This window comes from Actinoplanes sp. CA-131856 (assembly GCF_050956135.1).
In the GTDB taxonomy this organism is placed as follows: Bacteria; Actinomycetota; Actinomycetes; order Mycobacteriales; family Micromonosporaceae; genus Actinoplanes.
Window position 1 is genome coordinate 9,078,577 of sequence record NZ_CP191849.1, and the last position, 12,039, is coordinate 9,090,615.

10 protein-coding genes are annotated in these 12,039 nt (G+C 70.1%); 4 read left to right on the plus strand and 6 right to left on the minus strand.

Annotated features, from left to right (window positions below; all coding sequences use genetic code 11):
• The first annotated feature begins 22 nt into the window (after positions 1-22).
• Complete coding sequence (locus tag ACQP2X_RS41515; protein WP_498691321.1) at positions 23-1,693, plus strand: AMP-binding protein; 1,671 nt, start codon at positions 23-25, stop codon at positions 1,691-1,693.
• On the opposite strand, the gene ACQP2X_RS41520 is transcribed toward ACQP2X_RS41515, so the two are convergent.
• Complete coding sequence (locus ACQP2X_RS41520) at positions 1,683-3,311, minus strand: GMC oxidoreductase (RefSeq protein ID WP_498691324.1); 1,629 nt, start codon at positions 3,309-3,311, stop codon at positions 1,683-1,685. The two genes, ACQP2X_RS41515 and ACQP2X_RS41520, sit on opposite strands and share 11 nt — an antisense overlap.
• Positions 3,312-3,350: 39 nt before the next feature.
• Positions 3,351-4,361: a zinc-dependent alcohol dehydrogenase gene (locus tag ACQP2X_RS41525; protein ID WP_498701183.1), complete on the minus strand. Its 1,011-nt coding sequence runs from the start codon at positions 4,359-4,361 to the stop codon at positions 3,351-3,353.
• Positions 4,362-4,410: 49 nt separating this feature from the next.
• On the opposite strand from ACQP2X_RS41525, the gene ACQP2X_RS41530 reads away from it, so the two are divergent.
• The 3 genes from ACQP2X_RS41530 (at position 4,411) to ACQP2X_RS41540 (ending at position 7,564) form a co-directional block, all read left to right on the plus strand.
• Positions 4,411-5,982 (plus strand): AMP-binding protein, encoded by a 1,572-nt coding sequence (locus ACQP2X_RS41530; protein ID WP_498691326.1) that lies wholly within the window; start codon positions 4,411-4,413, stop codon positions 5,980-5,982.
• Between the two features lie 85 nt (positions 5,983-6,067).
• Positions 6,068-6,895: an oxidoreductase gene (locus tag ACQP2X_RS41535; RefSeq protein ID WP_498691328.1), complete on the plus strand. Its 828-nt coding sequence runs from the start codon at positions 6,068-6,070 to the stop codon at positions 6,893-6,895.
• 12 nt (positions 6,896-6,907) lie between these two features.
• Positions 6,908-7,564 carry a TetR/AcrR family transcriptional regulator gene (locus ACQP2X_RS41540; protein ID WP_498691330.1) on the plus strand — a complete coding sequence of 219 codons (657 nt, stop codon included), beginning with the start codon at positions 6,908-6,910 and terminating at the stop codon, positions 7,562-7,564.
• Here ACQP2X_RS41540 and ACQP2X_RS41545 read toward each other — a convergent pair.
• The 4 genes from ACQP2X_RS41545 to ACQP2X_RS41560 form a co-directional block, all read right to left on the minus strand.
• Complete coding sequence (locus ACQP2X_RS41545; protein WP_498691331.1) at positions 7,530-9,155, minus strand: hypothetical protein; 1,626 nt, start codon at positions 9,153-9,155, stop codon at positions 7,530-7,532. The genes ACQP2X_RS41540 and ACQP2X_RS41545 overlap by 35 nt on opposite strands.
• Positions 9,156-9,217: 62 nt before the next feature.
• Positions 9,218-10,783 carry an ArnT family glycosyltransferase gene (locus ACQP2X_RS41550; RefSeq protein WP_498691332.1) on the minus strand — a complete coding sequence of 522 codons (1,566 nt, stop codon included), beginning with the start codon at positions 10,781-10,783 and terminating at the stop codon, positions 9,218-9,220.
• Between the two features lie 83 nt (positions 10,784-10,866).
• Positions 10,867-11,604: an SDR family NAD(P)-dependent oxidoreductase gene (locus ACQP2X_RS41555; protein WP_498691334.1), complete on the minus strand. Its 738-nt coding sequence runs from the start codon at positions 11,602-11,604 to the stop codon at positions 10,867-10,869.
• 69 nt (positions 11,605-11,673) lie between these two features.
• A complete protein-coding gene (locus tag ACQP2X_RS41560; protein WP_097322213.1) occupies positions 11,674-12,018 on the minus strand; it encodes a histone-like nucleoid-structuring protein Lsr2 in 345 nt (114 codons plus the stop codon).
• Positions 12,019-12,039 lie beyond the last annotated feature (21 nt).

Consider the following 12,039-nt stretch of genomic DNA (forward strand, 5'->3'; position numbering starts at 1 on the left):
CATCCGGGGAAAACTCAGCGGCATGACAGCAGCTTCGTTTCGTCAGGCCCGGGATTTCCTGCTCGCGCACGCGACCGACTACGACGGCGCGGTGGCCGGCTTCCGCTGGCCCGAGCTGGGCGAGTTCAACTGGGCGCTCGACTGGTTCGACGTGATCGCGGCCGGCAACGACGCGCCGGCCCTGTGGATCGTCGAGGAGGACGGCTCCGAGCAGCGGTTCTCCTTCGCCGAGATGTCGCGCCGGTCGGATCAGGTCGCGTCGTGGTTGCGGCTTCAGGGTGTACGCCGTGGGGACCGTGTCGTGCTCATGCTGGGCAACCAGGTCGAGCTGTGGGACACCATCCTGGCCGTGATGAAGCTGGGCGCCGTGCTGATCCCGGCCACGCCGCTGCTCGGCCCGGCCGATGCCGCCGGCCGGGTGGCCCGCGGCGGCGCCAAGCATGTGATCGCCGCCTCGGCCGCCGCCGGGAAGTTCACAGCGGTCGACCCCGGTGTCACGCGCATCGCGGTCGGACCGGCCGTCGACGGCTGGCTCGACTTCCGCTCGGCCTACGCCGCCGAGCCGGCGTTCGAGAAAGACGGCGTGACCCGCGCCGACGACACGCTGCTGCTCTACTTCACGTCGGGCACGACCGCGAACCCGAAACTGGTCGAGCACACCCACGCCTCGTACCCGGTCGGGCACCTCTCGACCATGTACTGGATCGGCCTCCGGCCGGGCGACGTGCACCTCAACATCTCGTCGCCGGGCTGGGCGAAACACGCGTGGAGCAACGTCTTCGCCCCGTGGAACGCCCAGGCCTGCGTCTTCATCTACAACTACGCGCGCTTCGACGCCGGCCGCCTGATGGCCGAGATGCAGCGCTGCGGCGTGACCAGCTTCTGCGCCCCGCCGACGGTCTGGCGCATGCTGATCCAGTCCGACCTGACCGCCCTGGCCACACCGCCGCGCCTGGTGGTGGGGGCCGGCGAGCCGCTCAACCCCGAGGTCATCGACCAGGTGAACAAGGCCTGGGGTGTGACCATCCGCGACGGCTTCGGCCAGACCGAGACGACGGTGCAGATCGCCAACACCCCCGGCCAGCCGGTGAAGCCGGGCTCGATGGGCCGCCCGGTACCGGGTTACCGCATCGAGCTGATCGACCCGAACACCGGCGCCCCGGCCACCGAGGGCGAGATCTGCGTGGCGCTCGACCCGCGCCCGGCCGGCCTGATGGTCGGCTATCACGGCGACGAGGAGCTGACCGCCGAGCGGATGGCCGGCGGTTACTACCACACGGGCGACGTGGCCTCCCGCGACGAGGACGGCTACATCACGTACGTGGGCCGCACCGACGACGTCTTCAAGGCCTCGGACTACCGCATCTCCCCGTTCGAGCTGGAGAGCGTGCTCATCGAGCACGAGGCCGTGGTGGAGGCGGCCGTGGTGCCCTCCCCCGACCCGGTGCGGCTGGCGGTGCCCAAGGCCTACATCGTGCTGGCCGAGGGCTGGGCGCCCGACGAGGCAACGGCTGAGGCGATCTTCTCGTACGCCCGTGAGCACATGCCGCCGTACGCCCGCATCCGCCGCCTGGAGTTCACCGACCTCCCCAAGACCATCTCCGGCAAGATCCGCCGAGTGGAGCTCCGGCAGGCCGAGCTTTCGAAGCGCCGGACCCCCGACAGCCTCCCCCCGAACGAGTTCAGGGGCTGAGCCTCAGCGCCGCCGGGGCGTGGGGCGGGACGGCTGGTGAGTGGGGCGCGATGGGTGCCAGGCGGGTGTAGCCCTCGGCCGGGCGCTGGTCGGGTTCGCCCTTGTTGGGCCACAGGGCTATGGCCCGCTCGGCCATCGCGGTGATGGTCAGGGACGGGTTCACGCCCAGGTTGGCCGGGACGGCCGAGCCGTCGATCACGTGCAGGCCGGGGTAGCCGAAGACCCGGTGGTAGGCGTCGACCACGCCCGAGGACGGGTCGGCACCGATGGTGGCGCCGCCGAGGATGTGTGCGGTCATCGGGATGTTGAAGATGTCGCCGACCGTGCCGCCCGGGAAGCCGCCGATGCGGGTCGCGATGCGGCGGACCGCTTCGTGGCCGACCGGGATCCACGTCGGGTTCGGGGCGCCATGACCGGGGGCCGTGGTCAGGCGTCCGCGCCTCGTCCTTCGTACGGTCAAGGAATTGTCGGCCGTCTGCATGACCAGGGCGATGATCGTGCGCTCGCTCCAGCGGCGCACCGACAGGGAGCGGGCCAGCACGTACGGATGGCGCAGCGCCTCGGCCAGGAAGCGCAGCGGCCTCGGCACCCGGCCACCGCCGTCGACCAGCAGCGTGGAGAGCAGGCCCATCGCGTTGCTGCCAGGCCCGTAGCGCACCGGCTCGATGTGGGTGGCGGCGTCGGGGTGGAACGACGACGTGATGGCCACACCGGACGAGAACGGCTCGTCGGGCACCTTGCCGGCCTGCGCGCCCAGCAGCGCCTCCGAGTTGGTGCGGGTCAGCGCGCCCAGCTGCGGCGAGATGCCGGGCAGGATGCCCTTGTCGCGCATGGCGTGCAGCAGCGACTGGGTGCCCAGCGCCCCGGCCGACAGGATCACGTCGCGGGCCGTGAAGGTTCCCCGCGTGGTCGTGATCGTCCAGGTCGGGCCGGGACGCAGCGCGGTCACCGTGGTCAGCGGGTGCACGGTCACGCCGGCCCGCTCGGCCAGGTAGAGATAGTTGACGTCGAGGCGGTTCTTGGCGCCCACCTTGCAGCCGATCATGCAGTTGCCGCATTGGGTGCAGCCCGTCCGCGCGGGGCCGACCCCGCCGAAGAACGGATCGGGGACGCTTTTGCCGGCTTCGCCGAAGAAGACCCCGACCGGTGTACGCCGGAACGTGTGCCCGGCGCCCATCTCCTCCGCCACGTCGCGGATGACCACGTCGGACGGTGTCATGGTGGGTTGCTCGGTGACGCCCAGCATCCGTGACGCCTGGTCGTAGTACGGCGCCAGCTCGGCCTGCCAGTCGGTGATGCCGGACCAGCGCGCGTCGGAGAAGAACGTCGCCGGTGGGCGGTACAGCGTGTTGGCGTACACCAGAGAGCCGCCACCGACCCCGGCCGCCGACAGCACCACGATGTCCTTCAGCAGGGTGATCCGCTGAATGCCGCGCAGGCCCAGCTTCGGCGCCCACAGGAAGTTCTTCAGGTCCCAGGAGCTCGTCGGTAGCGTCCGCGCGGTGAAACGCCGGCCCGCCTCGAGCACGCCGACCTTGTAGCCCTTCTCGGCCAGGCGCAGCGCGCTCACGCTGCCGCCGAAGCCGCTGCCCACGATCACGACGTCGTAATCAGCCACGGCCCCACTTTTGCATTACCGGCCGGTAACCACCAGACCTCAGGTCAGGAGAACCTTCAGATGACGGCCGGACGCGGCATCGTCGAAGGCCGATGCCGCCTCGGACAGCGGATAGGTGGCACCGACCAGCCGGGAGACGTCGACCGCGCCCGTGACCAGCAGCCGGATCGCCTCGGCGAAGTCGTCCGGCAGATAGGTGGCGCTGCCCTGGAGGCGCAGCTGACTGTCCTGGACGATCGGCAGCGGAATCGACACGTCGGCCGGCGGCACCCCGACCACGACGACCGTGCCGCCCTTGGCCGCGAGGCCGAACGCCTGGTCGATCGAGCTCTGCGTGGCCACGCAGTCGAAGACCACGTCGGCGCTCTCCCCCAGCGCCTGCCGGACCTGGCCGACGGCGTCCGGGGCGGTCGCGTCGACGGCGGCCGAGGCCCCGAACGACAGCGCCCGCTCCCGGTTGGCGGCGGAACGGGCCGTCATGACGACGCTCGTGGCGCCGTACACCCGGGCCGTCAGAAGCGTGAGAAGACCGATCGGCCCGGCCCCCAGCACGGCCACGGTCTTGCCGGCGACGCCGCCGGCGAGCCCGATCGCGTGGACCGGTGTGCTGAGCGGCTCGATGAAGGCCGCCGCGGGCCAGTCCAGTTCGTCCGGGATGACGTGCAGCCGCCGCTGATCGATGGTGAAATAGTCGGCCATACCGCCCTGATCGTGGGCGCAGCCGAAGAACCGGAGCCGCTCGCAGATGTTCTGCCGGCCGGCCCGGCACTGCTTGCACTCCCAGCAGGGCAGGAACGGCTCGACGGTGACCCGCTGCCCCACCTGGAACGCGGTGACGCCGTCACCGAGCGCGGAGATCGTGCCCGAGACCTCGTGGCCGGGCGCGTAGGGCAGCTCGATGAACGGGTGCAGCCCGTGCAGCGCGTGGGTGTCCGACCCGCAGATGCCGGCCACCGCCGTCCGCACCTGAACCTCGCCCGGCCCCGGCGTGGGCACCTCGGCCTCGACCACCGCAACCCCGTCGCCCGACACGATCACCCGCTGCATCATCACGCGCCGACCCTAGCGTTGATCATGCCGAGCGGTCCATGCTGCGGAAATGCTGTCGTATGCATCGGGAACCTCGGATCTGGCCCTGCTCGGCGAGACGATCGGCGAGAACCTCGAACGGACGGTGTCCCGCTTCGGCGAGCGGGAGGCGCTGGTGGACGTGGCGGCCGGGCGCCGCTGGACGTACGCGGAACTGAACGACGATGTGGACCGGCTGGCCCGTGGCCTGCTCCGGCGCGGCATCGGCAAGGGCGACCGGGTCGGCATCTGGGCGCCCAACTGCGGCGAATGGGTGATCACGCAGTACGCGACGGCCAAGATCGGGGCGATTCTGGTCAACATCAACCCCGCTTACCGTACGCACGAGCTGCGCTATGTCGTCGAACAGTCCGGTGTCGAGTTGTTGATCAGCGCTGTGTCCTTCAAGACGAGCGACTACCGCGCGATGATCGAGGAGATCGGCTTCTCCGACGTCATCTACATTCCGGACTTGCCAGAAATTTACGAGAATGGCGGGCCGGTGGTGGCCGACCTGTCGTTCGACGATCCGATCAACATCCAGTACACGTCGGGCACGACCGGGTTCCCCAAGGGCGCGACGCTCTCGCACCACAACATCCTGAACAACGGCTACTTCGTGGGCGAGCTGATCAACTACACCGAGCACGACCGGGTTTGCTTGCCCGTGCCGCTCTACCACTGCTTCGGCATGGTGATGGGCAATCTCGCGGCCACCTCGCACGGCGCCTGCATCGTGCTGCCCGCGCCCGGCTTCGATCCGGTCGCCACCCTTCAAAGCGTTTCTGGAGAAAAAATATCTTCTTTGTACGGAGTGCCGACGATGTTCATCGCGGAACTGGGACTGTCCAATTTCAACGAGTACGACTTGAGCTCTCTCCGTACGGGCATCATGGCCGGCTCGCCCTGCCCGGTCGAGGTGATGAAGCGGGTCGTGTCCGAGATGAACATGACCGAGGTGGCCATCTGCTACGGCATGACCGAGACGTCGCCGGTCTCGACCATGACCCGCCCCGACGACACCCTGGCCCGCCGCACCGAGACCGTGGGCCGGGTCATGCCGCACCTGGAGTCGAAGGTCGTCGACCCGGCCACCGGCCTGGCCGTGGCCCGCGGCGAGCCGGGCGAACTGTGCACCCGCGGCTATTCGGTGATGCTCGGCTACTGGAACCAACCGGAGGCCACGGCCGAGGCGATCGACGCCGCCCGCTGGATGCACACCGGCGACCTGGCGACCATGGACGCCGACGGCTATCTGAACATCGTCGGCCGGATCAAGGACCTGGTGATCCGCGGCGGCGAGAACGTCTATCCGCGCGAGGTCGAGGAGTTCCTCTACACGCATCCGGACATCGCCGACGTGCAGGTGATCGGTGTGCCCGACCCGAAGTACGGCGAGGAGCTGATGGCCTGGGTGGTCATGCGTCCCGATGCTGCTCCGCTGACCGCCGACGACGTCAAGGCGTTCTGCGCCGGGAAGCTCAGCCACTACAAGGTCCCGCGCTACGTGCACGTGGTCGACGGCTTTCCGATGACCGTGACCGGCAAGGTCCGCAAGGTCGAGATGCGGGAGGAGGCGGTGGGCATCCTCGGCCTTTCGTGACGCGTGCCACGAGGCGGCATACAAGAGGCCAGTGGCCCGTTATGGTGGGCGTAGCAAGATTCCACTGGCCTCTTAAGGAGCCGTCATGAGCAAGGTCTGGCTGATCACCGGTACGTCCCGCGGCCTGGGCCGCCAGCTGGCCGCCTCGGTGCTGGAGCACGGGGACCGGGTCGTCGCCACCGCGCGCCGCCCCGAGCAGCTGAAGGACCTCACCGACACCTACGGCGACCGGGTGCGCGCCGTCGCGCTCGACGTCACCGACCCGGCCGCCGCCCGAGCCGCCGTGGCCGAGGCGGTCGCCACCTTCGGCCGGCTCGACGTGCTGGTCAACAACGCCGGCTACGCCGACGTGGCGTCGATCGAGGACATGCCCGAGGACAACTTCCGGCAGCAGATCGAGGCCAACTTCTTCGGCGTCGTCAACGTCACCCGGGCCGCGCTGCCGGTCATGCGGGCGCAGGGCGAGGGCCACATCATCCAGATCTCCTCGGTCGGTGGCCGCGTGGCCAGCATCGGCCTGGGCGGATATCAGTCGGCCAAGTGGGCCGTCGGCGGCTTCTCCGAGGTCCTGGCCAAGGAGGTCGAGTCGTTCGGCATCAAGGTCACCGTGGCCGAGCCGGGCGGCATGCGCACCGACTGGGCGGGCGACTCGATGGGGACGCTGGCCATCAGCGACCCCTACAAGCCGGTTCTCGAGCCGGCTGTGGAGCGCTTCAGCTCGTACAACGGCAAGCAGCCCGGTGACCCGGAGCGCATCTCGCAGGTGCTGATCGACGTCGCCGACCACCCCGAGCCGCCGCTGCACCTGCTGCTCGGCGCCGACGCCGTCGCCGTCGCCCAGGCCAAGGCCGAATCGCTCGCCGCCTCGGACGCCGAGTGGCGGGCGGTGAGCGAGTCGGTCAGCTTTGCGTAAGGTTTCTCGACAATGAGCGACTTCCTACGGGCCCGTAGCCCTGAACAGCGCGAGGCCCGGCGACAGGCGATCCTCGAGGTCGCGGAGGAGCTGCTCACCGAGATGCCGGTGAGCGAGATCAGCCTCCGCGAGCTCGCCCGCCGGGTCGGCCTGTCCAAGACGAACGTGGTCCGCTACTTCGAGACGCGCGAGGCGGTCTTCTTCGCGCTGCTCAACCGGACCATCGGCGAGTGGCTCGACGGGCTCGGCCTGCCCGCCGGGCCGCCGGCCGAGGTGATGGAGGCGCTGGCCCGCTCGCTCGCGGCCCACCCCCGGATGTGCGACCTGTGGAGCGCGCTCGGCACCGAGCTCGAACGCAACATCGGCGCCGAGGCCGTCCGCGACTTCAAGCTGGCCAACGGCGAGCTTCTGGCCCGGCTGGCGACCGTGCTGCGCGAGCGGATCCCGGCGCTGACCGAGCAGTCGGCCCGCGAGCTGGTGTCGTACACGGTCCTGCTGATCGCGGGTCTGTGGCCTTTCGCCAATCCGTCGCCGGGGGTCGCCGAGGCTGTGCGGGACCCCCGGCTGGCGGATTCGCGGGTCGATTTCGCCGAGCGGCTCGGCCGAGGCCTGGTGGTGGCGGTGACCGGCCTGCTCACGCTCGGCTCGGCAGCACCCGGGCGATCGTGACCGTGCCCGGGGAGGCGCCCGCCGCCGGATAGGCGGCGCTGCCATCGGCGTACGACTTGAAGGCCTGGTAGTCATGGTCCTTGGCGGCGATGGTGAACGCCGGGCCGATCGCGGAGCCGGTGCCCGCGTCGTAGACCCGCGCCTTCATCGACGAGCCGGACTGCCAGGAGAGCAACATCTTCGATGGGCCGTACGCCACGAGGTGCGGATGCTTCGACGACACCCCCGTGGCGACGGTCTTGTCGGCGGCCGAGCCGCCGGTGAAATGCGACAGCCGCACCGTGCCGCCCTGGCTCCAGGCGGTCCAATAGCCCTTGGACCTGGCGAGGACGAGGTCGCCGCCGAAGAGCGTGCCGTCGCAGGTGCCCTTGGCGACGGTGCGGTAGGGGTTGGGCTGGGCGATCCGGCAGTCGTTGTCGGTGGCGCAGACCATCACGTATTTCTTGGCTCGCGGGTCCCAGACGATGCGCGAGGTCCACGCGTGCGAGCAGCCGACCTCGAAGCTGCCGTGGCCGTCGAGCAGGGCGCCGCTCTTGCTGACGACCTGCATGCGGTCGCCCTCGTGGACGTCGACGCAGGTGCCGTTCCTGACGGTGATGGCGACCCCGAAGTAGGCGGCGTAGTTGGTGCCGTCCGAGGCGAGCCGGCCGTGATGCTGGTACCACCAGACGAACCGGGCCCCGTCGTCGTAGCCGCCGCGGCCGCCGGTGAGGTTGGTGACCTGGCGCTCCCAGACCTGGTGGCCGTTGTTGTCGAACCGCACCATCCACATGGTGTTGCAGGGGCTCGACTCACCACCGCAGAGCGGCCCGGTGTTGCAGGCGCCCTTGCGGGTGAGCAGCAGGACGCCGCCGGTCGCGTCGGCCTGCACATCCTGTAGGTCGATGCCGGTGAAGCTGGTGGCCGGGCCGGCCAGCTTGTCGTCGCAGCCCAGCCGCCCGAGATGGACCTTGCCGTCGGTGCCGAGCCAGGCCAGCCAGGATCCGCCGGCCGGGGTGGACGCGATGGCGAGCGGCAGCTTCTCGGTGTCGCCTTCCCCGCCGTAGCCCACGACCTTGCCGCCTCCGAGGCTCACGCTCGTGATTTTCGTGGTGGGGGTGGCGCCCGCGATCCGCTGGCACCCGCCGACCGCCCCGGAAGCGGAGGCCGACGGCGCACCCGGCTTCACCGCGGCCCCACTCGGCGCGCCTCCGGATATTTCCGATTTGTCGGGCGGAGAGGCGGCGTCACGGGCGGCGTCGGCGGCGTCGGCGTCACGGGCGGCGTCGGCGGCGTCGGCGTCACGGGCGGCGTCGGCGGCGTCGGCAGCACGGGAGGCGTCGGCGGCGTCGGCGGCGCCGCGGAAGGCGTTGGCGGCATTGGCGGCGTCACGGGAGGCGGCGTTGGCGGCGTTGGCGGCGTCGCGGGAAGCGTTGGCGGCGTCGGTGGACGCGGTGGCGGCGACGTCGGTGGCGCCCGAGCCGCCCCACCAGCCCAGCGCGCGGGCGCCGAATCCCAGTGGCACGCCGGCCACCACGACCAAGCCGACCACGATTGCCGGCAGAACCAGTCGCCGCGGCCGCTCGGCGCGGCGGTGCCCAGTCACGCTCATCCATCAGTCCTCAGGAGTCGGGATGCGGCCAGACTCTACTGGGAACGCTCCCAACCGGGAACTCAGCGACGGTAGATGGTCATCGAATAGCCGACCTGATCGATCACCGTGCTGGAGTCGATGATCCGTTTGAGCTGGTTACGGGCGAGCGCCACCCGCGAGTCGGACACCACCACGATCCCGCGCACCTGGTCGAGCGGTACACCGAGCGGGTTCGGCGCGTCGATGCCGTAGTAGCTCGGCACCCCGCTCCCCTTGTAGACCAGCCACACCTTCTCGCCGGCGTACTTCTCCCGCAATGTCGCGGCCAGCCTCGGCAGGTCCTGTCCCCAGTCCACGTTCGAGTCGTGCAGGTTGTTGTGGGTGTTGGCGGTGCCGCCGAAGGCCTCGTTCGAGTACGGCAGGTAGTACGGGAACGTCCGCAGCGAACTGACCGCGACGAAAGCGACCAGCACCGCGGTCGGGATCCAGGTCCACCTCCACCTGATCAACATGACCGTCCCGGCCACCACCGCCAGGAACATCGGCATGAAGATGACGTACCGGCTGCCGTAATCGCGCGCCCCCGTCATCGCCACCAGCATCAGCACCCCGGCCGGCAGCAGCGTGTAGAGGCCCGCGATCCACTTCTTGACCAGCATCGTGACCGTGCCGGCGACCCAGAGCGCGATCATCCCGAGCGGCGTCTTGATCAGCAGCGCGGCCGGCAGGTAATACCAGAGCGATCCCTTGTACGCCTCGCCGAACAGGAAGCCGTTGAACGTCTGCCGCTCGAACCGGAACTGGATCAGCACCCCGTCCCGGTAGGCCTTGGGGAACGGCAGCAGGTCGACCGCGAGCCCGCGCAGCCCGCCCGGGTTCGTGATGCCGGTCGGCGTGGTGAAGCGGAGCCGCGGATCCACGGCCAGATAGACCAGCCACACCGTGGCGACCGCGATGACGCCGACCCCGACTGCCCTTCCCACCACCTTCCAGGAGACGCGGAACGGCAGCAGGGCCAGAAGCAGGGCGATCGGCACCGCCGGAAGCGTGCTGGCCCGGGTCGCCAGCGCCGCCCCCAACGCGACCCCGGCCAGCGGCAGATAGAGCTCGGGCTTCTCCCGCGCCCGCCACAGAAGCCAGAACGTGGTCAGCACCAGTCCCGCCGCCGGCACGTCGAGCGTGGCCAGCGCACCGTGCGCGATCAGGTCGGGCGAGAAGCTGTAGAGGCCCAGGGCCACCAGCCCGGCCCAGGGCCCGGCCAGATCCCGCGCGAAGAAGAGCACGACCAGCCCGAACAGAAGCGTGAGCAGGATGATGGGCAGCCGCGCCGCGAGCATCAGCCGGAACGGGTTGTTCCCCGATTCGTACAGCAGATGCCGCCCCAGCAGCGATTGATTCCCCCGATAGCCCGGGTCGAGCCGCGCGTCCTCGAAGGCCATCCCGGCCGCCATGAACAGCTTGGCCAGCGGCGGATGCTCCGGGTTGTAGCGCAGGCTGTGCTGCTGTGCGTAGACCGCCGCCGTGCCCACATAAACCGGCTCGTCGATGGTCGGCGACTGCTGCACCGCCGTGGTCACCATGGCGAACGCCATCTGCCCGAGCAACAGCACCACCACGATCGGGTAGAGCAGGCGCCGTCGCAGCATCGCGCAAACTCTACTGCGCCCCTCATCGGTTCCCCGTGCGGATCCCAGCGCCGCCGGCTCGTGCGCTGGGCCGCCGGGCGCGTTCAGAGGCGGCCTTTCAGTTCTTTCCGGCCGGCGGCCTTGCCCGCGTACATGCGGTCGGCGACGAAGGGGAACGCGGTGGCCGCGGCCACGGCGAGGCGGTAGCGGCCGGGGACGATCACGCGGCGGCGGGGGCGCTTGAGGGCGCTCTCGATGGCGGCGGCGACGATTTCCGGGCCGGGGAGGCCGGTGCGGTTCTTGTTGGCCGGGCCGGCGATGTAGCCCGGCTCGACGAGGGTGACTCCGATGCCCGTGCCGGCGAGCTCACGCCGTACGGAATCGGTCATGCCCCGGAGAGCGAACTTGGTGGCCGAGTAGGCGCCGCTGATGCCGACCTCGCCGGCGACCGAGCCGATGTTGACGATGGCGCCGGAGCGCTGCTCGCGCATGAGCGGGACGACGGCTCGCATGAGGCGGATCGGGGCGATCAGGTTGACCTCGACCATGCCGACCACCACGTCGTCGTCGGACAGGACGGACGCGGCGCCGCCGATGCCGGCGTTGTTGACCAGGCCGTCGACGCGTCCGGTGATCTCGCGGGCCCGCTCGACCAGGGCGGTGATCGCGGCCGGGTCGCGGACGTCGGTCGGCACGGCTGTGCCGCCGGTTTCCTCGGCCAGGGCCTGGAGTTTGTCGGCGCGCCGGGCGGCCAGCACGACGGTGACGCCGTTGCGGGCGAGACGCTGGGCGGTGGCGCGGCCGATGCCGCTCGATGCTCCCGTGACGATGACGACCGGCATGCGCTTCCTCCCCGTTTTGCGGTTCGACGACAACGGCGCCGCCGGTTTCCCGGCGGCGCCGTCGGTGGTTCAGCGCTTGCTGTGGTACGCCTCGACGATGTGGCTCGGGATGCGGCCACGCTCGGAGACCTCGTAGCCGTTCTTGTTCGCCCACTCGCGAATGGCCTGGTTCTGATCGCGGCTGGCCCGGCCGGTGCTGGCCTGGGCGCCCCGGCGGACCGGCGACGCGACCGAGCTGCGGCCGACCCGGGTCGCCGCGTTCAGGAACGGGTCGAGCGCCTTACGCAGCTTGCCGGCGTTCTTCTCGGAGAGGTCGATCGTGTAGTTCACACCGTCCAGTCCGAACTCGACCGTGCGGTCGGCTTCTCCGCCGTCGATGTCGTCGGTCAGAAGGGTTATTACCTGCTTGGCCATGGTGTGCCCCGCTCCTACAGC